This is a genomic window from Microcoleus sp. BROC3, from assembly GCF_036702515.1.
In the GTDB taxonomy this organism is placed as follows: Bacteria; Cyanobacteriota; Cyanobacteriia; order Cyanobacteriales; family Microcoleaceae; genus Microcoleus.
In genome coordinates, this window is record NZ_JAUBTQ010000081.1 from 1 (window position 1) to 23,505 (window position 23,505).

Genomic DNA, 23,505 nt, shown 5'->3' on the forward strand with positions numbered 1-23,505 from the left:
TTTCCCATCTGGATCGGGGTCGGCGGTACGCCGCAGTCTTTCCGCCGCGCCGGAATGCTTGGACTGCCGCTCGTGGTTGCCATTATCGGCGGCGAAACGCATCGCTTTCGCTCGCTCGTAGATTTATACCGCGATGCTGGAGCGCACGCCGGACACGCGCCCGAAGCATTGAAAGTTGCATTGCATTCAATCGGTTATGTCGCCGACACGACCGAGCAAGCCATTGAAGAGTTCTTTCCAGGCTACGCCGAAACTTTCACTAAAATCGGCAAAGAGAGAGGCTGGTCGCCCGTTACGCGCGCCGCTTTTGACGCCCAGCGCGGTGCGACCGGCGCGTTACTCGTCGGCAGTCCCGAAGAAGTAGCGGAGAAAATCCGCCGTCACAGCGAATCGCTCGGCGGCATTTCGAGAGTAACTTTTCAAATGGACAACGCGCAGATGAACCACGCCCAACTGATGCGCTCCATTGAACTGATTGGAATGCGAATGTCGCCACTCTTGAACAATTAAAATATGCTCGCGATCGTAGACAACCTAGCCATCGTTCTATATACAGCTCAAAAGAAACATTGGGTGAAATTGAGGCAACCGCATCATTGTAATTTAGGTGCCCAAAACTATGAATTCACAAACACCTCAAACCACCACCACTGCTGACGAGTCGGCAATTCGTGATTTTCTTCACCAGATGATTGATGCTTGGAATGGAGGCAGTGGTGAAGACTTTGCTGCTCCGTTTAGCGAAACTGCCGACTTCATCGCCTTCGAGGGAACGCATCTCACGGGTCGAAAAGAAATAGCTGAATTTAACCAGCAAGCCTTCGACACCGTTGTCAACGGAACACGCCTAGAGGGTGAGGTGAATTTCGTCCACTTCCTGAATTCTCAACTTGCTCTCATGAGCGGAGTTGTCAGGGTAATGCTGCCTGGACAACCCGAAACTTTACCGTCACGAGATTCGATGCAGCTATTCGTCGTGATGAAACGTGATCGAGATTGGCAAATTGAAGGGCTACTCAATGCCCGGAAGTTGACGCTAGAACGGCAATTTTTCCTGGACGAGTTTGACTCGCTGAGTGAAGAGGCTCAACGTCAAGTAACCGATCTCGTTATAGATATCAAGCAGGCTTCACTTCAATCGCGTGAGTAAACAAAGAATTTGGCAACGATCGCGAATGAAATAAGAATCTGAAAGAAATTAAGCATTGGAATCAATACAGTTGAGATAGAACAAACTAGGAGAATCTAACGTGGTCAAAGAGCAAACTGTAGACAAACAAGCAAATGTACAGGCAACCCCTAATCTGACACCTGCTCAGGAAGCTTTACAAGCGGTCTGGGAAGAGCATATCGGGCACGAGTTTGGTACTCACAGCCCTGAAGATGCTCTCGCTACAATGGTTGAGGACGCTTATGTGAATCACATTCCGGTAATGACTGGGGGAGTAGGGAAACCGGCACTGCGTGAGTTTTATTCCAAGTACTTCATTCCACAGATGCCGCCAGATATAGAACTGGCTCCGGTTTCGCGCACAATCGGAACCAATCAACTCGTCGATGAAATGCTGGTTAAGTTCACTCATACCATCCAGATGGACTGGATGCTACCCGGCATTGCTCCGACCGGGAAACAGGTTGAAGTGCCAGTGGTCGCGATTATTCGGTTCCGTGACGGCAAGTTAGCCCATGAACACCTCTACTGGGATCAGGCGAGTGTATTGGTTCAACTCGGCATGCTTGATCCGGTTATGCTGCCCGTTGTAGGGGTTGACAGTGCACGCAAGGTACTTAATTCGAGCTTGCCCTCAAACGCACTGCTCGATCGTGCCAGCAATCGCGACTAAGTGTAGGAGCCAGCAAATATCAATGCCTAAACCCGCCATTTTGCAACCAGGATCGTACTCATCCTGGTTGTAGGAGGTGCTTCTTATTGCTGACCCCTACACGTATTGCTCATTGAGTTTTTGACAAAGTGACACAGCCATTCACAACAAGAGGTAACTATCATGATGCTGAAAGACAAGGTTGCTTTGGTGACTGGCGGAACATCGGGAATTGGTAGAGCAACTGCGATCGCTTATGCCCAACAACAAGCAAAGGTTGTTGTTGTTGGCCGTCGAATGGATGAAAGTGAAGAAACGGTTCGATTGATCAAAGAAGCTGGCGGAGAGGCGATTTTTGTGCAAGCAGATGTCACGAAAGAAGCCGATGTTAAAGCAATGGTTGATAAAGCGGTTGGCGTTTTTGGTCGGTTAGATATTGCCTTTAATAATGCAGGAACTGTCGGCGAAAATCCCTCATTGATTGAGCAAACAGAAGCGGAATACGATCGCATTATGAACGTCAATGTCAAAGGTGTTTGGTTGTCGATGAAACATGAAATTGCTCAGATGTTGAAACAGGGAAGTGGTTCGATCGTCAATACGGCATCGGCGAATGGAGTAGTTGCACTTCCTGGCGTACCCCTCTACACCGCGAGTAAGCACGCGGTAATAGGCTTAACAAAAGCTGCTGCGCTCCAATATGCCAAGGCGGGTATTCGCATCAATGTCGTTGCACCAGCAGTAATCGAAACAGATATGTTTGAAGCAGCTACAGGTGGGCAGGATGAAGCCAAAGCTTACATAACAGGACTTCACCCGATCGGACGAATTGGAACACCGCTTGAAGTTGCAAATGCAGTCCTGTTTTTATCATCTGACCTGGCATCGTTCGTAACAGGTGAAACGTTGATGGTAGATGGTGGGTTTGTAGCGCAATAGTCGAAAGGCAGGGCGAAATGTTTGATACAGCACTTCAAGCGACTCACTAAAGTAACACTGAAATAGGTTCGCTAATTCCATAGGAAACTCCATAAGAATCTGCAAGAAGTTGAGTGTTGTAACTGACTACACTCAAGTCAACTAAGACAAAGAGAACTTAGGAGTTGATGATTATGTCCAAAGTTGGAGAACAGAAAAAGATGATGAACCAAAACAAAGAGATTTACGAGTGCGTCATTGTCGGTGGCGGTTCCGCTGGACTCAGTGCGGCACTGCTTTTAGGCAGAAGTCGCCGTCGAGTGTTAGTCTGCGACAAAGGGAATCCGCGTAACGCTCCCGCACACGAGTCGCACAGTTTTTTCACCCGCGATGGCATCAGTCCACATGAACTTTTGAGCATCGGGCGCGACCAACTCAAACCTTATAAAAGCGTTGAATTTCAAGCGATCGGGGTCAAGGAAATCAACCCATCCGGCAATCAATTTGAAGTTGTGTTTGAGGATGGCAGGATTAAAAAAACGCGCAAAATTTTGCTGGCTTTCGGGGTAATAGATGAATTTCCAGCTCTCGAAAACTTTGGTGATTTCTGGGGCAAAAGCGTGTTTCATTGTCCCTATTGCCATGCCTGGGAAGTGCGCGACGAGCCGCTTGCCATTGTTGGAAATGGCGAAACGGGCATCGAAATGGCGGCATTGCTGAAAAATTGGAGTGCTGATTTAGTCCTCTGCACCAACGGCAAAGCCGATCTAACCGCTGATCAAAGGACACTCTTGGAAAACCACAAAATCCTTGTTCGCGAAGAGAAAATTATCCGACTCGAAGGCGATAACGGACAATTAGAAAACATCGTTTTTGAGACAAACGAGAAAATTGCGCGTCGCGGAATACTGATCCGACCAAAGCAAACACTCCGTTCAAACCTAGCTGAAAAGTTAGGCTGTGAGTTGAATGAATTTAATTTAATCAAGACGACCAATGTTTTTAACGAAACTAGCGTCAAAGGCGTTTATGCGGCAGGTGACATCACTTCACCCATGCAAGTGATCGTCGCTGCTGTTTTTCAGGGTAGCGTTGCTGCTAGCGGCTTAAATCACTCTCTGATTATGGAAGATTTCGTCTAAATTAAGGTAATTCAATCTTCATCAGAACAAGCATTGTGGCTGGTCTAGTTTCATAGATCAAGAGAGTAGGGAAAGTCATGCGTGTTAATTACATATCAAGTCTACAGAGCGATCTAATGATGCAGTCTTTGTGGTGGTGGGTTGGTAGCGCAGTAGTCGAAAGGCAGTACGAAACGTTGCGACCAAGTAGCGATCAACACCGATATTAATCCCGCAGACAGCGACTTTGCCGCAGAGCAGACCAAGATGACTGCCCTCGGTCGCTATGGACAGGGTGACGAGGTAGCTGGCATGGTCTCTTATCTCGCCAATTTTGAAGCTGATTTTGTTACGGGCGCAAGTCTCAAAATTGATGGCGGCTATACCGCTTGAACAACAGGTAATCCAGATCTGCAACCACTACAGCAATCCTAATTGGAGTCTGACGGGTCGTAAGGATGGAACCCTGGCTGGAGGCGCAGCCCTCACTCCCCTTATTCACAAGTAGGTCGTAAACGCTACAAACCTTATTCAGAGAAATTCAGAGGACATCATGATTTCGCAAAAACTCTCAGAAAAAGTTGCACTCGTCACATAGCTCATCCACACAGCAGAAAACAGCAATGATAAACTCTTCGATATCAAACATTTTTTTCACCTTCTGTTCTGACACAATTGCTTACCAGAAGCATACGGTGGGATTTTCCTTATTGAAAGTTGCACATTGCCTGTTAGTTATCATCGTTCTGGTTGTCAGTGTGCTTGTTGGCTCTGGTTGGCTGAATCGCGCAACTCCTGCTTCAACTTGTGACATCGCAACTCGCTCTACCCAAATCGGGAGTGGAACGCTTTCCTATAATCAAGCAGGGACAGGACAGCCGATTTTACTGCTGCATGGATTATTTGCCGAGAAAGAGCAGTGGAATGGCATGATGTGCGAGTTGGCTAGAGTAGGTTATCAAGCGATCGCACCCGATCTACCCGGTTATGCCAAGAGTACTGGATTTACCGTGAAAGACTATGCACTAGAGAATCAGGTAGCCCTCTTGCACCAGTTTGTCGAGCAGCTAAAGATTCAATCCCTTGATGTTGCAGGTAGCTCAATGGGCGGCACGATCGCAGCCCTTTACAGCCAGCTTTATCCCAACCAAGTTCGCAGCCTCGCCTTTATCGGTTCACCGCTAGGCGTAACGAATTGGGCAACTAGCGTCAGGAAATCGATTATTGAGGGCATCAATCCCTTTATTCCGATTACCAAGGAGCAGTTCGATCTAGAAATCAGTCTGCTTTTCGTGACGCCTCCTACGATTCCGGATGAGGTCAAAACCGAGAAAGTGAACGATTATGTGAATCGTAATCGAAATTATCAGCAGACTTGGGACATTGTGAATCTTTATGATGATGTGCTTTGTCAGTTGCCTCACAGTCGGGTTCCGACCCTGGCAATTTGGGGTCAGGAAGACAAAATCTATGATATTCGGGATGTCGATCGCTCACATCGCTGTCTTCCAGGGAGTCAAATTATTCAATTACCCAAAGCAGGACATTTGCTGTTGATCGAAAACGCTCAGGAAGCAGCATCGAATTATCTTGGTTTTCTGAAAACAATCAAAAATCGATAGACGAATCAAGCATTCAGCAATTAGGCTTCGGTGTCGAGGAATTGAATCTCAGCCAGTTGTTGGCTAATGACCTGAACCTTAAGCTTACAAAAGAAAGGAGATCGCTATGAGAAACAATGGAACGACATGACTATTTAGTTAAGTTGCACATCGTCTTTGGCTGGGAGCGAGAAAACTTTTTTGGTGTGCTACGAGGCTGTGATATCTGCATTTGCTACTAAACGGTAACTACCTTACCAAATCGTGCTGACTTACGAAGTTAGGGAGAACTTACCTACGCTGAATAGTATTGAAATCCCGTCACTGTTTATTCTAAATCAAGGAGAGTTGGCACAGATGGAATCTATGAAAGCAGCCGTATTAACTGCGTTTGGTGATGCTGAGAAGTTTGAGATTCAAACGGTTCCCATACCAACACTGAATGCGAATCAGGTGTTAGTCAGAGTTTGTGCAACCTCGATTAACCCGGTCGATTACCAAACTCGTCGTGGTGATTACAAGGAACTGGTTCAATTACCCGCCATCCTTGGAGTCGATGTTTCAGGGGTGATTGAGGCAATTGGTGAAGCTGTGACTGATTTCAAGGTGGGAGACAACGTATATTACTCACCGCAAATTTTTGGAGAATTCGGTAGCTACGCTCAGTATCATGTGGCTGATGCAGCGATTGTTGCATTGAAGCCTGCAAATCTGTCACACGTTGAAGCAGCTTCTTTTCCGCTTGCAGGCGGAACGGCTTGGGATTGTCTAGTGACTAGGGGCAATCTACAAGTTGGTGAAACAGTTCTCATCCATGCGGGTGCGGGTGGAGTGGGTTCGATCGCAGTTCAACTCGCCAAAGCGATAGGGGCATACGTTTTTGCGACGTGTAGTTCTAGAAACCGAGATTTCGTGACAGAACTTGGCGCAAATCGAGTGATTGATTACAAAAATGAAGATTACGTAGAAGTCATTCGTCAAGAAACAAATGGACTGGGTGTGGATTTAGTTCTAGATACGATTGGCGGAGAAACAATTCAGCGTAGTCTAGAAATCATTCGTCCCTTCGGTAGGCTTACAAGCATTGTAGACATTGCAGCACCGCAATCGCTTCTTGAAGCATGGGGCAAGAATCTGACGATTCATTTTGTTTTTTCACCCCAGTACCGAGCAAAATTAGAGGCTTTGACAAAACTCATCGAGCGTCATCAGCTTCGCCCAGTGATTGATTCAGTATGGTCTTGGGATCAGGTCGTTCTGGCACATCAGCATCTAGAGCAGGGAGGAACACGGGGCAAAATTGTGCTGAAGTTTACAGAAGATTAGACCAGCTTTACAGCGTTGGTAATTGCTAAACGGATCGGAGTTTGATTGTGTGCTGAAGGTCAACATTGATTGGAACTCGCATAACAATCCCGTTGCACGCCAACCATACAAAGATAGTTAGTTGAGTACGAAAGGTTGCTAGCGGCAGATGATGGCGGGTGATCGCTGACTACGCTGAGGAGAAGAATGCGCTGGTAGAGAGACCGTTCCGTTAAAGCATCCACTTGAACAGAGGAGAGATTCAGATGTCAGAGAACAATAAAGCTGTCTTAGAAGCGGCAAATGCGGCGAACGCAGCAGGCAACTATGAAGGATTCTTGTCATTCTGCACCGACGACACGCAATGGACGTTTGTAGGCGACAAGACCCTTAACGGAAAAGAAGCCGTTCGCCAATATATGGCAGAGAAATACATAGAGCCGCCAAAGTTTACAGTCACCAACTTAATCGCTGAGGGTGATTTCGTCACGGCACTCGGCGACATCACACTGAAGGACGAAGACGGGAAGGCGGCTCATTACTCGTACTGCGATGTCTGGCGCTTTCGCGGCGACAAGATGGTCGAGTTAAGGGCTTTCGTCATCAAAACCTCGGTCTGACCCGCCGTCGTCGTTCACATCGTTTTCAACCTGCTCACTATCCCGGTGATGGCAATCGCTGGCATGGGCTGAGATGCGATCGGAGTTCAATTTTTGAAAGTCAATATTGATTGCAACAGGAGAAATAGAATGATACTTCAGGATAAAGTGGCGTTAGTCACTGGAGGCACAGCGGGAATCGGTAGAGCAACAGCGATCGCTTATGCCCAACAACAAGCAAAGGCGGTGGTAGTTGGTCGTCGAATTGATGAAGGTGAAGAAACGGTTCGATTGATTCAGGATGCTGGCGGAGAGGCGATTTTTGTGCAAGCAGATGTCACGAAAGAAGCCGATGTTAAAGCAATGGTTGATAAAACGGTTGACGTTTTTGGTCGGTTGGATATTGCCTTTAATAATGCAGGAATGGGCGGCGAAAATCCCTCATTGATTGAGCAAACAGAAGCTGAATATGACCGCACTATGAATGTCAATGTCAAAGGTGTTTGGTTGTCGATGAAATATGAAATTGCTCAGATGTTGAAACAGGGAAGTGGTTCGATCGTCAATATGGCATCTGCGGTTGGAGTCGTTGCACTTCCTAACATACTCCTCTACACCGCGAGTAAACATGCGGTAGTAGGTTTAACAAAAGCTGCTGCACTCCAATATGCCAAAGCGAGTATTCGCATCAATGGCGTTGCACCAGGGGCAATCCAAACAGATATGTTTGAAGCAGTTACAGATGAGGCCAAAGCTTACTTGGCAGGGCTTCACCCGATCGGACGAGTTGGAACACCTCTTGAAGTTGCAAATGCAGTTCTGTTTTTATCATCTGACCTGGCATCGTTCGTAACAGGTGAAACGTTGATGGTAGATGGTGGGTATTTAGCGCAGTAGTCGAACGACAGTGCGAAATGTTGCGACCAAGTGGCGATCGACCTGCATCATCCGCTCGATCACTCTCCGTGCCGTTGGTTCCTCAAGGGCATCCCAATAGTACGCAGTGTTTGATTGAGCAGTAATACATCCAAAGGAATCTATCATGACGACAACACTTGCAGGCGAAGTTGCACTGGTAACGGGTGGTTCTCGCGGTTTAGGAGTGGCGATCGTAGGGTATGCCAAAGGTGTCCAAGATTCCAAATCTGAGCGTCGAAGCTCAGTCGGAAGAAAATCAAAAACAGAGAGAATTGTACGATGAAAATACGCTACGGGTTTCGACAGGTCGGCGATGTCGAAGTGTTCTACCGTGAGGCGGGGTCAAGCGATGCGCCAGTAATACTGCTGTTGCACGGCTTTCCAACCGCTAGCCATATGTTCCATGACCTGATCCCTCTCCTTGCCGATCGCTTTCGGCTCATCGCGCCCGATCTACCTGGTTTTGGGCAGACCAAGGCACCGTCACGCGGGACGTTCGACTACACGTTCGACCGCCTTACCGACGTAATCGAGGGCTTCACCGATGCTTTGTCGCTCGATCGATACGTACTCTACATCTTCGACTACGGTGCGCCAGTAGGTCTGCGTCTGGCGATGCGCCATCCTGAACGGATATCTGCGATCGTCTCGCAGAACGGCAACGCTTACCTGGAGGGTTTCAGTGATGAATGGGGTTCGTGGGAGTCCTATTGGCGCGAACCGAGCGCAGCGAACCGGGAAGCCTGCCGACCCTCCCTCGCACCGGACACAATCCGGAACTGGCAGTATGGTACCGGAGCCGATCCAACCCTTCTGTCGCCTGACGGCTACGAACTCGACATCGCCTACATGGGGCGAGCGGGCGCGGAGGAGATCCAGCTCGATCTGATCCTCGATTACCGCAGCAACGTCGCGCTCTATCCGGATTTCCAGTCCTACTTTCGTGAGCAACGTCCGCCGCTTCTCGCCGTCTGGGGTCGTCACGATCCGGCATTTCTGCCCGCTGGTGCTGCCGCTTATCAGCGAGATCTCCCGAATGTAGAGATTCACCTGCTCGACGCCGGACATTTCGCGCTGGAGACTCATGCAGAGGAGGTGGCAACGTTGATCCGCGCGTTCCTCGACAGAACGCTCGGTTCCACGCTGCGTCTTCAAGGTGATTGCACAAGAATCTGACAAAACACCCTAAGAATCTGAAAGAAACCGAGCATTAGGAGTCATTACACTCAGACTATGAAAACAGCAGATAGGAAGCAAAAACACATTCTTCGCGATAAGGGACATTCCATGAAACTCTATCATATGCCCGGTGCCTGTTCGCTGGCTGATCTCATCGTTCTTGAATGGATTGGTATGCCGCACGAAATCGTCAGGATGAGTCTTGAAAGCATCAAGTCACCAGACTATAGCTGTAGCCAATTAGATTAGGACACAGATTATAAGTCAAGATAGTCGCCGTAAAACAACCATCATTAATCACGTAACTAAAAAGGAGTTTGATCGTGCAGAACATCACACTTGACACTATCACTGAAGCCGTCATTAATCATGGCGATCGCGGCAAATCTCACCCGCGACTCTATGAAATGTACACGAGCTTGGTTCGACATTTGCATGACTTTGTGCGTGAGGTGAATCTGACTGAATCAGAGTTGCAGCAGGGACGTAATTTTCTCAACCAGGCAAGTCATCACACTCAAGAGATTCCCACTGGAGAGATCCATATGTTGACGGATCTACTAGGACTCTCAGAGTTGGTAGAATTGCTGCACGATAAGCATCGCGGTACAGAAAGCAATTTAGAAGGACCCTTGTATGTGCCGAATGCACCAGAACGGCAGATGGGCGATCGCTTGGGTATTGATACAGAAGGAGATTCGCTTTTCCTGTCAGGCAGGGTTTTAGATGTGAACGGTCAACCGATCGCCAATGCTGTGATTGATGTTTGGCAACCCAACTCCAAAGGATTATATGATATCCAAGATCCATCTCAGTCGCTGGGGAACTTTCGGGGACGTTTCAAAACGAACGAGAGTGGAAAGTATATGTTTGAAACCGTCGTGCCACTAGGTTACAAAGTGCCAAGCAGTGGCCCATGTGGCGAGTTGCTGGGACTCTTGGGACGGCATCCCTGGCGGGCGGCTCACATCCATGTCAAAGTCAGTGCCCCGGAGTACACTCCAGTGACAACACAAATTTTTATGGCTGGCGATCCTCACCTGGATTCAGATACAACTTTTGCAGTGCGATCGGCGATCGTTCAATTGCAAAAGCACGAAGCACTAGACGAACTCAAGGCACACAATCAAAGTAAGCCGTTTTACACGACTGAGTTTGATTTTGTGTTAAAACCCGCTACTCTCTAGCGGAGAATCATCAAGCAATGGTTGCACATTATGTCTACACCATCAATCCAGAACAATCTGCTAATTGGCATTTGGAAGTTAATTTCTGCAACTGCCATTTACGCTGATGGAACGGTGACTCCAGACGTGTATGGAACTCATCCGGTTGGCTACATCACTTACACATCAGATGGTCACATGATGGTGATGTTTTCTAGGAGCGATCGCTCACCGCTGAGTCAGGAGGTCAGATCACCCCTGACTCCCCAGATGCAATCTTTACCCGTGGAAGAGCTTGCTCAAGCATTTACAACATTCAATGCTTACGCTGGAACTTATACGTTGAGTGGCAACACAGTAACTCACCAGATCGAAATTGCATCAATTCCTAATCGGGTCGGTACAACGTTAGTTCGCACTTTTACTCTGAGTGAGAGCCGAGTGACGCTGAAAACGTTGCCAGTTTTGAGTGATGGTGTTGAGGCGGTTTTCGAGTTGGTGTGGGAGCGCATTTAATTGCTTTGTCATTGCACCGCAAAAGCATTTAAGTTTCTACAACTTTGCGACACAGTATCAAATTTCATTCAAGCTTCAACCGCAAGCGAATGCAATCTGAATCAAGATTTTAGCGCTATCAGCCGTCTCTAACTTGTAGCTTAACTCAGCAAACTTGACTGTTCTGAATCAAATGAATGTTGAAGAATGAGGACAACGAAACACCTGTTTCTCAGACATCTACGTTGTAGAAGTCTTCGGTAATGACGTTGAGTTTCATTTACTCGATACCGGACATTTTGCTCTGGAAGAAGATGGGGATGCGATCGCAAATCACATCACGCAATTTCTCGCATCACGGCTGCAACCCATCCCTGTCTAATAAGTGCGAAGATTGCTGGGCAAGCGCTTTCGTATTGGCGATGTTCACCTGATGGTGATACAGCCTCGCCTGCCCCGCTACAAACTTGAGATTCCCGATCATTATCGTTTTAGTGCTGTGGTGAAAGAGTATTTCTGAAGCCAAAACTGGTACACACAGCAATGCGACAGGCATTGCATACTTCAGTTTTTGTCTAAGTCTTAACAAAACCGAACATTTGCAGGAGGTCTAATGTTTATCGATTACCTGACACTCATGCTGATTAATCTATCGGCTGGACTCGCTCTGTTAGCTGCCTATGTGTATTTTGGTCTTGGTACTTCAAATCAGAAACGCTGGATTCCTGGTTTTGGTGTAGTCGGCGCGATCGCTTTAGTCACTGGCTTACACATGACTTTTACCTGGCCCATTATTGGTAGTTTCAATGTTGCCTATGGTGAAACAACTGTTCTGTTTGGCATTTTGTTTGTAGGAACTTCCCTAACTCTGGCAATGGGTTGGGAATTATTTACCCTGGGCATTTATGGATTCTTTGCAGGACTGGTATCGCTTCTAATTGGCTTTCGCATCATAAACCTGGGAATAACACAACTTCCTTTGCTGTCAGGAATTGGGTTCATTCTCGTTGGCTTAGGAGGAATTTTTTCTGTACCAACCCTCTCTCTCAAATCAACCCGGCTCTTGCGAACTATTGGAGCAATTGTGTTAAGTGTGGCAGCTCTCATCTTTGCTTATATCGGATTGACTGCCTACTGGGCGCATCTTGCGGACTTTTCGAAGTGGACACCCCTGCCAAGATAGTCGCCGTAAAACAACCATCATTAATCACGTAACTAAAAAGGAGTTTGATCGTGCAGATCATCACAATTGACACTATCACTGAAGCCGTCATTAATCATGGCGATCGCGGCAAATCTCACCCGCGACTCTATGAAATTTACACGAGCTTGGTTCGACATTTGCATGACTTTGTGCGTGAGGTGAATCTGACAGAATCAGAATTGCAGCAGGGACGTAATTTTCTCAACCGGGTCAGTCATCACACTCAGGAGATTCCTGCTGGAGAAATGCAGGCGTTAACAGATCTACTCGGAATCTCAGAGTTGGTAGAATTGCTGCACGATAAGCATCGCGGTACAGAAAGCAATTTAGAAGGACCATTGTATGTGCCGAATGCACCAGAACGGCAGATGGGCGATCGCTTAGGCATTGATCCAGAAGGCGACACGCTTTTCCTGTCAGGCAGTGTTTTAGATGTGAACGGTCAACCGATCGCCAATGCTCTGATTGATGTTTGGCAACCCAATTCCAAAGGATTATATGACATCCAAGAGCCGTCTAAGCCGTTGGGGAATTTTCGCGGACGTTTCAAAACGAACAAGAGTGGAAAGTATATGTTTGAAACCGTCGTGCCACTAGGTTACAAAGTGCCAAGCAGTGGTCCATGTGGCGAGTTGCTGGGACTCTTGGGACGGCATCCCTGGCGGGCGGCTCACATCCATGTCAAAGTCAGTGCCCCGGAGTACACTCCAGTGACAACACAAATTTTTATGGCTGGCGATCCTCACCTGGATTCAGATACAACTTTTGCAGTGCGATCGGCGATCGTTCAATTCCAAAAACATGAAGCACCAGACGAATTCAAGGCACACAATCAAAGTAAGCCGTTTTACACAACTGAATTTGATTTTGTGTTGACACCCGTTACTTCAGCCGAAGACTATAAAGCAACATCTGAACAACATGCCTACACCATTGATTCAAAATAACCCGCTAATTGGCATTTGGAAGTTAATTTCTGCAACAGCAGAATCAAAGCCATCTTAGAGGCGGCAAACGCGGCGATCGCGCTCAGGCAACAATGAAGGATTCTTGTCGTTCTGAAGCGATGATACGCAATGGATTCTTGCCCCATCTTGAAGTCTGCTTAACACAGCATTGTTAAGACGGTGCTCGATCGCTGCATAAAAATTGTGATGCAACAGACAAAAACACATCCTCAATTTACAACGGAGAAACCTCTCATGCCTTACATTACCGTTGGTCAAGAAAACTCTGCAACCATCGATCTCTACTACGAAGATCTTGGGACAGGTCAACCGATTGTACTGATTCATGGATTTCCATTGAACGGACATTCCTGGGAGAAGCAGGTCTTAGTTTTACTGAATGCAGGATATCGAGTAATTACCTACGATCGCCGAGGATTTGGCAACTCCAGTCAGCCATCATCTGGCTATGACTACGATACCTTCGCCGCCGATTTGAATACACTCATGACCAAGCTTGACTTGCAAAATACCGTGCTGGTCGGTTTCTCAATGGGAACAGGTGAAGCCACACGTTATCTTGGCAAATACGGCTCAGAGCGGGTGCAGAAAGCCGTGCTGATGGCTCCCGTTCCACCGTTTCTGTTAAAGACAGAGGACAATCCAGAGGGTGTTGATCAAACTGTCTTCGATGGCATTATGAAAGCGATTGTTGACGATCGTCCAGCTTATTTCTCTGCCTTTTTCAAAGAGTTCTTCAATGTTGATGTATTGCTTGGCGATCGCATCAGCAATGAAGCGATTCAAGCCAGTTGGAATGTAGCAGCAGGGGCTTCTGCTAAAGGGACTTTGGACTGTGTACCCTCCTGGCTCACCGATTTCCGCGATGATCTGCCCCGCATTGATGTGCCGACTCTGATTATTCATGGAGATAGCGATCGCATTCTGCCGCTTGAGTCCACCGCAGCAAGACTTCCAAAGCTGATTAAAAACAGTCAACTGGTTGTCATTCCCGGCGGGCCGCACGCCATTAACTGGACTCACGCCGATCAGATCAATCCCCTGTTACTGAACTTTCTTCAGCAGGAATAATCAGCGATCTACTGCATTTCTGGCTTGTGAAAAAACTTTGTGATTCACCCCGTTGAGTCAGGCTCAAATGATACACATACTTGTCTATTTCTGAAGAGGCAATTCTATGACTGTCCCCACTCAAACGTCTCGAACCGTTGCCGGAGTAATCAACAGCGTTGAAACACTCGAAGGGGCCGGATTTCTTGTACGTCGGCCCTTTCCCAAAAGTAGCTTCTCTGAATTTGACCCGTTTCTCCTCCTCGACGAGTTAGGTCCGATCAATCTCAAGCCGGGTCAGGCAAAAGGTGCACCCGATCATCCGCATCGGGGCTTTGAAACCGTCAGCTATGTCTTGGATGGACGGTTAGAACACAAAGATTCTGCAGGGCACGCCGGGCTACTAAATCCGGGTGATGTCCAGTGGATGACAGCAGGTGCCGGGGTTGTGCATTCCGAGATGCCGGAGTCAATGTTTACCCAAACGGGTGGACGGCTCCACGGCATTCAACTATGGGTCAATCTGCCACAACGAGACAAAATGATGCCGCCCCGCTATCAGGAAATTCCAGCGGCTCACATTCCGGTAGCTCAAACCGAAGATGGGTCTGTGACGGTGCGGGTGATTGCGGGAGAAGCGTTAGGGGCAAAAGCCGTAATTCAGACGCGCACGCCGATAACCTACCTCCACTTCACACTGCAACCAGGGGCAACGATGATCCAGCCTGTACCAAAAGAGTACAACGCCTTTGTCTATGTACTGGAGGGGTCTGGGTTGTTTGGGACAGAGCCAGCGCCTGGTGATGATGGGCAGATGGTGCTCTTTTCTCAAGATGGAGAGGATGTAGTGATCTCCAACCCTGCTGATGCTCAGCGTCCTCTAGATCTTCTGCTGATTGCAGGTGTACCCCTTAACGAACCAGTCGTGCGCTACGGTCCGTTTGTCATGAACACTGAAGCTGAAATCACCCAAGCGATCAACGACTACCAAGAAGGAAGGATGGGACGGATTTATGCCTAACACATTTCAACAACGGATTAGTCAACATCACCGCTTGAGTGAGTTACGAATCAAACTACTGCATCTGCACAAGCTTTTACTAGATACTGAGCGCCTTACCTATGAGCAAGTTCGAGGGCACGTTTCTGGAGGTGAATTGCTACAACTGGCGATTAGTCATGAGCAGTTTGCTTGGTTGCATCGACTCTCAGCATTGATTATCCAAATCGATGAGTTGCTTCATGTCGATGAATCTGTTACACCAGAGGCAATTGAAGCGATCGACAGTGACATTCGTACACTGCTCAGCCCCGATGAATCGGGCGATGAGTTTGCCATGAAGTATAACACGGCGCTTCAACGCCACCCCGATGTCGTGTTAGCTCATGCAGATGTCATGATGTTGCTGACTTCTGACAGTATTTAACCTCCAAAATTCACAGATTCTGAACTTGCTCCGATTGTGTAATTGCAAACCTAAACCTATGCTGATCCAAAAACTAAACGACTGTGAAGAAATTATCGCTGGAGATGGAACTGTTCTGCGCGAACTGCTTCATCCTGACAAACAAGACATCAACTTGCGTTACAGTTTGGCGCATGCGATCTTGCCTGTTGGCAAAACTTCGATTCCTCATTCTCTAAAGACTTCTGAGGTTTATTACATCATTAGCGGTGTTGGAGAAATGTCGATCGACAGTGAAGTTTGTCGCGTTGAACTAGGCGATGCGGTTTACATTCCTCCAAATGCAATCCAGTTCCTTCACAACTATGGCGACGAACCTATTGTTTTCATTTGTCTCGTCGATCCAGCTTGGCGCAAAGAAGACGAAACGATTTATGCACCTGAAATTGAGGCAACCGGATCACTCTAATCCAATCGCTCAAAACTATGAATTCACAAACAGCTCAAACCACCACTACTGCTGACGAGTCGGCAATCCGTGATTTTCTTCACCAGATGATTGATGCTTGGAATCGAGGCAGCGGGGAAGGCTTTGCTGCCCCGTTTAGCGAAACTGCCGATTTCATCGCGTTCGAGGGAACGCATCTCAAGGGTCGAAAAGCGATCGCTGCATTTCATCAGCAAGCGTTCGACACGGTTGTCAAAGGAACACGTTTGGAGGGTGAGGTGAATTTCGTCCACTTCCTGAATCCTCAACTTGCTCTCATGAACGGAGTTGTCAGGGTAGGCGTTGCTGATTCAGGGTATGAATCAACTTTTCGCTTGATGTTACAAAACTCACCCGACTTGGCTTATAGCAATTGGGAAATCTTCCATTCATACCTGTATTCAGCAACGCCTCAGGGTAATACTGCCCGGACAAACCGAAGCTTCACCGTCACGAGATTCGCTGCCGCTATATGTCGTAACGAAACACGACGAAGGTTAGACAGATCGAAGGGTTGCTCAATACCCGGAAGTTAAGGCTAGAACAGCAATTCTTCTTGGACGAGTTTGACTCGCTGAGTGCAGAGGCTCAACGTCAAGTAACCGACCTCGTTGCAGGTCTCAAGCAGCGTCATCAAGCAGATCAATCTCGAGTTTTTAATAACGATCGCTGGTTGATCGGATTTCTGCTGAGATTGGCGACGAAATTTTAGGGCCACCTGGAACTTTACCTTCCGCTGCTACAGAAACGTAATGAATTCGTTGCAGATAGCAAAGGAGAAACTTTTAATGTCATTAGAACAGAATATTCATCCCGCATTGCAAGGAGTCATCCAATGTCAACCTTTGTCTTAGTTCACGGCTCGTGGCACGATGGTTCTGCTTGGAACGCGGTCATCCAACATCTAGAAGCGAAAGGTCATCAGGCTTTTGCTCCCACGATCGCGGGTCATGGTAAAGGCGTGAATAAAAACGTCAACCATGCTCAATGTACCCAGTCGATCGTCGATTACATTGTTGAGAAAGACTTAACCGATATTGTCTTACTTGGACATAGCTTTGGTGGCAGCATTATTGCCAAAGTTGCTGAAGCAATCCGCGATCGCATTCGACGGCTAATCTTTTTCAATGCCTTTGTCCTGAATGATGGTGAGAGCCTCAAAGACAACATCCCACCTGACAATCAAGCGTTACTCGACAATCTAGCGAGAGAATCGGACGATAATACGATAACGATGCCTTTTGAGATTTGGCGAGAAGTGTTTCTCAACGATGCTGACCTCAAACTGGCTCAATCCAGTTACACACAATTATCCCCTGAACCGTATCAACCATTGATTGACAAGCTGGACTTGAAGCAGTTTTACTCGCTATCGATTCCTAAAAGTTACCTCTACTGTACAGAAGATACTTGCCTGCCCCAAGGCGAGTGGGGTTGGCATCCCAGGATGTCTAGCCGCTTGGGGCTATTTCGGCTCGTGCAAATGCCGGGTGGTCATGAGGTGATGTTTTCTAACCCAGTCGGTCTAGCCGAAAAGATTATTGTCGCAGGGCGCGACTAACCGCGACAGTTCATCACAGGTATTTGAGAAATCATCGTAAGAATCTGAAAGCAATCAGGTACTTCGACTCACCACACTTTAGAGATGCCGAGTTCCAGTAGACAACCTAGAGGCTCCATTACGCTCAGTCACTCCGGAAGCGATCGAGCGAGTTTTGGCAGCGGCACCCAAGTATGGCATCGAATTCATCGCGTGAATTAGATTACAAACCTCTTTTCTACATAATAAACACAACGTACTGAACAAAGGAACACAATGAAAAAGCCCGAGTTTTTTGTCACCCCCGGTTATGGGGAATATATGCTGAATAATTTGCATTACTCGCAAGCGGTAAAAATTGACAATCGCGTCGAGACATCCGGCCAAGGCGGCTGGGATGACAATCTGCAAATTCCCGAAGCGATCGCAGATGAGATTGCTCAGGCATTTCGGAACATAGAGCGAACCTTGGCAACTGCTGGTGCGAGTTGGGAGCATGTGGTTCACGTCAATTCTTACCATGTTGGCGGGTTTCCCCCAGAGGTTAATGATGTGATAGTCAGGCTATTTCGTCATTACATGCCCAACCACGCCCCAATTTGGACAGAGCTAGGAGTGGCGGCGCTTGGACTGCCAACGATGCGTGTTGAAATCCGCGTGACTGCAATTGTTCCGTGAATTTTGCACAAGCGGCAACGGGGTGATTCGGCGACTACGCCCAGGAGAAGGACGCGCCCCTAATTTCAGATTTCACATCAGCCTCAATCATTTGGCCCAGTTTGCCCTTAGCAGCTTGGCAGGATACCTATGCAACGCTCTTGCTTTTTTCCCAAAGCACCTATGAAGCAGCAGCCAACTTAGGGCATTGGGATCGAGTAGCCCTAGAGCGTTTCCCAACCGTGTAAGGCTAACAAATTGCAAATTGCTGAAGCGGATGGACTAGCGACCTTGATACAAAGTTTGAGGTGATCTGCTGTCACTTAGAGATACTAAATGGATAGTGGATAACCAAACAACCATTTTTGCAAACGGCAGTTATACAACACGATAAGCAGACAAGGAGCATACCCAAAAATGGTTAAAGGTAGGTTAGAAGCATTCAGTGATGGGGTAATTGCTATTATTATCACCATTATGGTGTTGGAGTTAAAAACACCTCATGAATCAGATTTAGCTGCACTACGTCCGCTGATTCCAACCTTTCTAAGCTATGTGTTGAGTTTCGTGCATGTTGGTATCTACTGGAACAATCACCATCACCTGTTTCAGGCAGTCCGACAAGTGAATGGTTTAACTTTGTGGGCAAACCTACATTTGTTGTTCTGGTTATCATTATTTCCCTTTGTCACCGCATGGATGGGTGAAAATCACTTTGCTGCGTTGCCTGTGGCGCTTTATGGTGTGGTTCTATTGCTGGCTGCGATCGCCTACTTCACTCTGACCCGCACACTTATTTTTCACCACGGTCAAGGTTCCACACTTGCGAACGCTCTGGGTCGGGATTTTAAAGGAAAGTTATCGGTATTGATTTATGCAGTTACCATTCCACTTGCTTTTGCAACCCCTTGGCTTGCATGTGCATTATACGTTCTGGTTGCAGTCCTGTGGCTCATTCCCGATCGCCGTATTGAAAAGACGTTGAACTCATAAATGGTATTTGCTGGCACGGGCTGAATTTTCAGCACAAGAATGAAAGGAATTGATCGCTATGAAAATTTTTTCTGATCACCCGCAAGAACGAAATCTGGACGAAGTGTTCGAGTCCGATCAATCGCGGTCAGACCTTCCTCGTAGGCGATGGCGATCCCTCTGGATCACCCCTAGTATCCTCGTTACAGGTGCGATCGCCATCGGCATCGTCACTGCGGCTTTCCAGTTTGGGCTGCCCTGCTGGATGCAGGCAGGAGACCACAATCATGTGTACTAAAGCGATATCGGTTCTCTGCGTTACCAGGTTCACCTTCCGCCTCAGTTTGATGGCACAATCAAACTGCCAGTGATCATGGCGATTCACAGCTGCGGAATGACGGGTTACGGATGGAACTCAATGAAGTCCACAACGCAGTTCAACCGCTTGGCTGACAGCGAAGGCTTCATCGTTGTCTACCCGACACAACGGATGTTTCGCAACACGATCAATTGCTGGAACTCGACTGACCCACGAGAGCAGCACCGCTACAGCGGAGAACCGGCTCTTCTCGCTGGCGTTGCCCAACAGGTGGTCGAGGCGTACAATGCAAATCTAGCACAAGCACATGTCGCCGGTGCCTCATCGGGTGCGGGTGCTGCCGTTATTTTCGCCGTGACCTACCCCGATGTCTTCGCAACGGTGACATCGGTTGCAGGGGGCGAGTACGGACTGAACCCGGACAACCCTAATTCCACGCCACCAGACTACACTGCACGTCAGGCGTGGTCGCAGATGGGCGATCGGGCGCGGCAGGTGCCACTACTCGTCATCCAAGGTGAGGAGGATGCCGTCGTTCCGCCCCTCGTTGCCACTCGGCTGGTTGCACACTGGACTGCGGTAAGTGATTTTGTTGATGACGATCTGCTTAACGACAGCCTGAACCTACTCAAAAAGACGACAACGGTGCCTTCAGAACAGGGCAAGCATTCGTACACCCACACTACCATCACTGCGCCGGACGGTTCATCTCTCATTGAGTCGTATCTCGTCCAGGATATGGGACATATCTGGCCGGGACCTGCTGGAGACGGCATTTATATCGATCATGCCGGTCCCGATGCCAGTGCCATTATCTGGAATTTTGCCAAGCGCCATCCGAAGTCGTAGTCAGTCGGGGCAACGTTTTGAAAGGAGTTCATCATCATGTCTCAAGGTTCTTCTAACCACCCGCCGGACTTAGGAAAAACTGCTGTATCCTCATCCCAACCCAACAAGGTTCCCCGTCCAGGCTTGCCTGAATGCATTGTTGGTCTTGTCGTCCTTTTCGTAGTTGGGTTTGTGAGCCGCCCACAACTCTCGCGACTCGGACTCGATCCCGTAGTTTCCGGACTGATCTTCACTGCCCTGTCTGGTATCGCTGGCATCGCCGGGTTTGCAGCCGCTGTGTTGCTCCGCATCCGTTCCCTCAGACCCTTCGGCGTTCGTCGAACCTCCCGGCGGTGGCTCCAGATCGGAGTCGGAGTCGGACTGGTCGCCTTCGTCCTCAAAGGACTGGCGGTTCTGGTCTGGACTCAGATCACAGGGAACACCGAAAACATCCAGGGTGTGTACGCCCAGGGTGGCAGTGGCGGAGCGCTATCCCTGGTTCTGGCTACGGTGTTTTTTGGTTTTCTCACACCCCTTGGCGAGGAGTTGCTCTTCCGAGGTGTGATCACTACTGTTCTGCTCCGCTACAGTCGTCCGGCGATCGCAGTCGTGGGCAGCACCTTGATCTTCGCCCTCGCTCACGGCATCAATATCGTCTTTCCTGCGGCGGTGGTAGCAGGTCTTGCCACTGCCGAAATCTACCGCCGTAGTGGATCAGTCTGGACTGCTGTTGTCGTTCACGTCGTTTTCAACTTGCCCACAATTCCGGTGATGATAGCTGCTGGCATGGGCTGATAGGACGGATCATCTGGAGATTAAGCCAATGGCAATTTTGAAACAATTCGGCATTTTATTTGTATTGGGTAGTGTGGGAATTGTGATGTCTACGATCGCGTCTATTCCTTTAGTCGAGCAACAGTTAGCGAAACTGTCTCCAGAAACACTGGAAAAAGTGCCTCCATTGTGGATTTTAATGCTTCTGCAAGGACTACAGTATTCAATTCTACTGGCAATCAGCATTCTAATCGGAATAGGTTGTGCCTATCGTGTTGGATTACGCTCCCATTTGATTGATCATTGGGTGTTTCACATCGCTAAGTCTCCATCTTTTGCCGTTGAGATGCAATGGAGCTTGGGTGTAGGTGTAGGGGCGACGATCGTTCTCTTGTTGCTCGATCGGTTGATGCAACCTGTCCTACCTGAAGCGCTACAGGCATCCAATAACACAGAACCAAATTGGCTGAGTTCACTTACAGCAATGCTTTATGGCGGCATCACTGAGGAAATTTTGATGCGCTGGGGTTTAATGTCGCTGCTTGTTTGGATTGCGTGGAAAGGTCTAAAACAAGGCGTTACGTTGCCAGGTCAAGGGATTTACCAGGGTGCGATCGTTCTAGCCGCGTTGGTATTTGGACTACTACACCTGCCCGCAACTGCCGCGATCGTTTCCCTCACTCCAGTTGTGATTATTCGGGCGTTGTTACTGAATGGAATTGTGGGGATTGCGTTTGGCTGGCTCTTTTGGAAATATTCGCTAGAAGCTGCAATGTTAGCCCATATCAGCTTTCATGCCTTTTCCTTTGCTCTTAGTCTAATGCTTGCAAGATTTGTCTAAGTTTTTTTCTAAAGTGATTTCACGATTGCTTCACCCTAAACCGATCCACTAGCTATATCACGGGACAACCCTTAGCGATCTAGCGATCGATGGTGGATATACAGCGAGTTGATTGAAACAGTTCTATCTAGAACATAAAACTATAGCCCTCTACACACAAGGATATTGCAATGCGTAGACTCGTAAGTTCACCAGATGCCGTTGGCAACCTCACCTTTCAAGACACTGAAGTTCCTACTCCGAATGCTAACGAGTGCTTGATTCGCGTCAAGGCATTTTCGATGAATCGGGGCGAACTGAAGCGATCGCAAAATGATCCACTGGGCACTCCAATTGGCTGGGATATCGTTGGCGTTGTTGAACAAACAGCACAAGACGGCAGTGGTCCACCCACAGGGACAGAAATTGTTGCCCTCTCCATCCGCTCGGAGGGCTGGGCAGAATATGTAGCAATTTCGACTCGCTTTCTAGCTATCATTCCCCAGGGCTTATCACATACCGATGCCGCTACACTGCCCGTCGCAGGGTTAACAGCACTGTATGCAGTGGAAAAGGGATCTCGTTTACTAGGAAGTCGGGTGCTGATCACAGGGGCAACAGGGGGAGTGGGACTCTTCGCCATGCAGCTTGCTCGGATGATGGGAGCCAGCGTCGTTGCCCAAATTCGTTAGCCAGCGCAAGAAGCATTTGTGCGAGATTACGGCGCGGATGAAGTGGTGGTGACCGAGACTGGGCAAGAAGCCGAGCAGTTCGCGCCTTATCGACTGATTGTCGATGGAGTAGGAGGTGAATTGGTCGGGAAGCTAACTGCGTTTTTGGCTCAAGGAGGCACCTGCGTTTGTTATGGCAGTAGCAGCGGCAACGAGATGAAGCTGTCCCTGGCAGACTTCTATTTCGAGAATGGAGGACAGCGCACGCTTTACGGGTTCACGCTGTACACCGAAGTAGAGCTAGAAAGTGCTAGTTCTGGGCTGGCTCGTCTGCTGAGGTTGGTTGAGCAGGGGCGGCTCAAAACGCACATCGATCGAGCAGTTTCATGGCGTGAAGCAGGCGTAACAGCGGCTGATTTGATCGGGCGCAGATTTTCAGGTAAGGCTGTGCTGCATGTGGACTAATTGTTGTTCATCGGCTGAGTTATGTCAGCCACACAGGAATAGATTATCGCTGAGCTTTATTTGCAAAAAATGAAACGATTTACCTTGTTTACTTTCCTGTATCTCGCGCTGGGAGTTTGTCTGACAGCGATCTCGCGGCGTAGGGCGTAAGTCCTGCTATAGAAAGTGCCATAAAACTTTTGCGCTAATTCTATCAACAGTCAAAACTTTTTGGCTCAC

General features: G+C 48.3%; 30 protein-coding genes. All 30 read left to right on the forward strand.

Annotated elements, in window-relative coordinates; translation table 11 throughout:
- A partial coding sequence (locus QUB30_RS30460) for an LLM class flavin-dependent oxidoreductase (protein ID WP_333341596.1) occupies positions 1-510 on the forward strand: 510 nt, incomplete at its 5' end.
- A 109-nt stretch (positions 511-619) separates the two neighbouring features.
- Positions 620-1,150 (forward strand): SgcJ/EcaC family oxidoreductase, encoded by a 531-nt coding sequence (locus tag QUB30_RS30465; RefSeq protein ID WP_333341598.1) that lies wholly within the window; start codon positions 620-622, stop codon positions 1,148-1,150.
- Between the two features lie 100 nt (positions 1,151-1,250).
- Positions 1,251-1,844, forward strand: coding sequence for a nuclear transport factor 2 family protein (locus QUB30_RS30470; RefSeq protein WP_333341600.1), 594 nt, complete (start codon positions 1,251-1,253; stop codon positions 1,842-1,844).
- Positions 1,845-2,006: 162 nt separating this feature from the next.
- A complete protein-coding gene (locus QUB30_RS30475) occupies positions 2,007-2,762 on the forward strand; it encodes an SDR family oxidoreductase (protein ID WP_333341602.1) in 756 nt (251 codons plus the stop codon).
- A 173-nt stretch (positions 2,763-2,935) separates the two neighbouring features.
- Positions 2,936-3,883 (forward strand): NAD(P)/FAD-dependent oxidoreductase, encoded by a 948-nt coding sequence (locus QUB30_RS30480; RefSeq protein WP_333341604.1) that lies wholly within the window; start codon positions 2,936-2,938, stop codon positions 3,881-3,883.
- Positions 3,884-4,087: 204 nt separating this feature from the next.
- Positions 4,088-4,255, forward strand: a complete 168-nt coding sequence (locus tag QUB30_RS30485; RefSeq protein ID WP_333341635.1) for an SDR family oxidoreductase — start codon at positions 4,088-4,090, stop codon at positions 4,253-4,255.
- Positions 4,256-4,485: 230 nt separating this feature from the next.
- Positions 4,486-5,484: an alpha/beta hydrolase gene (locus tag QUB30_RS30490; RefSeq protein ID WP_333341607.1), complete on the forward strand. Its 999-nt coding sequence runs from the start codon at positions 4,486-4,488 to the stop codon at positions 5,482-5,484.
- Positions 5,485-5,727: 243 nt separating this feature from the next.
- Positions 5,728-6,789, forward strand: a complete 1,062-nt coding sequence (locus QUB30_RS30495) for a zinc-dependent alcohol dehydrogenase family protein (RefSeq protein WP_333086378.1) — start codon at positions 5,728-5,730, stop codon at positions 6,787-6,789.
- Between the two features lie 245 nt (positions 6,790-7,034).
- Complete coding sequence (locus QUB30_RS30500) at positions 7,035-7,388, forward strand: nuclear transport factor 2 family protein (protein WP_333341609.1); 354 nt, start codon at positions 7,035-7,037, stop codon at positions 7,386-7,388.
- A 129-nt stretch (positions 7,389-7,517) separates the two neighbouring features.
- Positions 7,518-8,264, forward strand: coding sequence for an SDR family oxidoreductase (locus tag QUB30_RS30505; protein ID WP_333341611.1), 747 nt, complete (start codon positions 7,518-7,520; stop codon positions 8,262-8,264).
- A 145-nt stretch (positions 8,265-8,409) separates the two neighbouring features.
- Positions 8,410-8,568, forward strand: a complete 159-nt coding sequence (locus QUB30_RS30510; protein WP_333341612.1) for a hypothetical protein — start codon at positions 8,410-8,412, stop codon at positions 8,566-8,568.
- Positions 8,565-9,461, forward strand: a complete 897-nt coding sequence (locus tag QUB30_RS30515; RefSeq protein ID WP_333341613.1) for an alpha/beta hydrolase — start codon at positions 8,565-8,567, stop codon at positions 9,459-9,461. Before QUB30_RS30510 ends, QUB30_RS30515 begins: the two co-directional genes overlap by 4 nt.
- A gap of 326 nt (positions 9,462-9,787) precedes the next feature.
- On the forward strand, positions 9,788-10,651 hold the full coding sequence (locus tag QUB30_RS30520) for a dioxygenase family protein (protein ID WP_333341615.1): 864 nt from the start codon (positions 9,788-9,790) through the stop codon (positions 10,649-10,651).
- Between the two features lie 30 nt (positions 10,652-10,681).
- A complete protein-coding gene (locus tag QUB30_RS30525) occupies positions 10,682-11,146 on the forward strand; it encodes a lipocalin-like domain-containing protein (protein WP_333341616.1) in 465 nt (154 codons plus the stop codon).
- A gap of 592 nt (positions 11,147-11,738) precedes the next feature.
- A complete protein-coding gene (locus tag QUB30_RS30530) occupies positions 11,739-12,308 on the forward strand; it encodes a DUF981 domain-containing protein (protein ID WP_333175662.1) in 570 nt (189 codons plus the stop codon).
- A gap of 50 nt (positions 12,309-12,358) precedes the next feature.
- A complete protein-coding gene (locus tag QUB30_RS30535; RefSeq protein WP_333341619.1) occupies positions 12,359-13,276 on the forward strand; it encodes a dioxygenase family protein in 918 nt (305 codons plus the stop codon).
- Between the two features lie 255 nt (positions 13,277-13,531).
- Complete coding sequence (locus QUB30_RS30540; protein WP_333064597.1) at positions 13,532-14,368, forward strand: alpha/beta hydrolase; 837 nt, start codon at positions 13,532-13,534, stop codon at positions 14,366-14,368.
- Between the two features lie 106 nt (positions 14,369-14,474).
- Positions 14,475-15,368: a pirin family protein gene (locus QUB30_RS30545; protein ID WP_333341620.1), complete on the forward strand. Its 894-nt coding sequence runs from the start codon at positions 14,475-14,477 to the stop codon at positions 15,366-15,368.
- Complete coding sequence (locus QUB30_RS30550) at positions 15,361-15,774, forward strand: hypothetical protein (protein ID WP_333341622.1); 414 nt, start codon at positions 15,361-15,363, stop codon at positions 15,772-15,774. The genes QUB30_RS30545 and QUB30_RS30550 overlap by 8 nt, the downstream gene beginning before the upstream one ends.
- A gap of 58 nt (positions 15,775-15,832) precedes the next feature.
- Positions 15,833-16,222 carry a cupin domain-containing protein gene (locus QUB30_RS30555; RefSeq protein WP_333341624.1) on the forward strand — a complete coding sequence of 130 codons (390 nt, stop codon included), beginning with the start codon at positions 15,833-15,835 and terminating at the stop codon, positions 16,220-16,222.
- 86 nt (positions 16,223-16,308) lie between these two features.
- On the forward strand, positions 16,309-16,776 hold the full coding sequence (locus QUB30_RS30560; RefSeq protein ID WP_333341637.1) for an SgcJ/EcaC family oxidoreductase: 468 nt from the start codon (positions 16,309-16,311) through the stop codon (positions 16,774-16,776).
- A 299-nt stretch (positions 16,777-17,075) separates the two neighbouring features.
- Positions 17,076-17,801 (forward strand): alpha/beta hydrolase, encoded by a 726-nt coding sequence (locus QUB30_RS30565; protein WP_333341627.1) that lies wholly within the window; start codon positions 17,076-17,078, stop codon positions 17,799-17,801.
- Between the two features lie 255 nt (positions 17,802-18,056).
- On the forward strand, positions 18,057-18,458 hold the full coding sequence (locus QUB30_RS30570) for a RidA family protein (protein ID WP_015179732.1): 402 nt from the start codon (positions 18,057-18,059) through the stop codon (positions 18,456-18,458).
- A 101-nt stretch (positions 18,459-18,559) separates the two neighbouring features.
- The gene (locus QUB30_RS34020) at positions 18,560-18,685 is read left to right on the forward strand and encodes a DUF5996 family protein (RefSeq protein ID WP_445300566.1); all 126 of its coding nucleotides are present in this window, start codon (positions 18,560-18,562) and stop codon (positions 18,683-18,685) included.
- Positions 18,686-18,854: 169 nt separating this feature from the next.
- Positions 18,855-19,430: a TMEM175 family protein gene (locus QUB30_RS30575; RefSeq protein WP_333341629.1), complete on the forward strand. Its 576-nt coding sequence runs from the start codon at positions 18,855-18,857 to the stop codon at positions 19,428-19,430.
- A 292-nt stretch (positions 19,431-19,722) separates the two neighbouring features.
- Entirely contained in the window at positions 19,723-20,577 is an 855-nt protein-coding gene (locus QUB30_RS30580) for an extracellular catalytic domain type 1 short-chain-length polyhydroxyalkanoate depolymerase (RefSeq protein ID WP_333341639.1), read from the forward strand.
- A gap of 438 nt (positions 20,578-21,015) precedes the next feature.
- Positions 21,016-21,351, forward strand: coding sequence for a CPBP family intramembrane glutamic endopeptidase (locus tag QUB30_RS30585; protein WP_333065018.1), 336 nt, complete (start codon positions 21,016-21,018; stop codon positions 21,349-21,351).
- 28 nt (positions 21,352-21,379) lie between these two features.
- Entirely contained in the window at positions 21,380-22,171 is a 792-nt protein-coding gene (locus QUB30_RS30590) for a CPBP family intramembrane glutamic endopeptidase (protein WP_333341631.1), read from the forward strand.
- Between the two features lie 170 nt (positions 22,172-22,341).
- Positions 22,342-22,842, forward strand: coding sequence for an alcohol dehydrogenase catalytic domain-containing protein (locus QUB30_RS30595; RefSeq protein ID WP_333065015.1), 501 nt, complete (start codon positions 22,342-22,344; stop codon positions 22,840-22,842).
- Positions 22,843-22,884: 42 nt separating this feature from the next.
- Positions 22,885-23,286: a zinc-binding dehydrogenase gene (locus QUB30_RS30600; RefSeq protein ID WP_333341633.1), complete on the forward strand. Its 402-nt coding sequence runs from the start codon at positions 22,885-22,887 to the stop codon at positions 23,284-23,286.
- Positions 23,287-23,505: the final 219 nt, after the last annotated feature.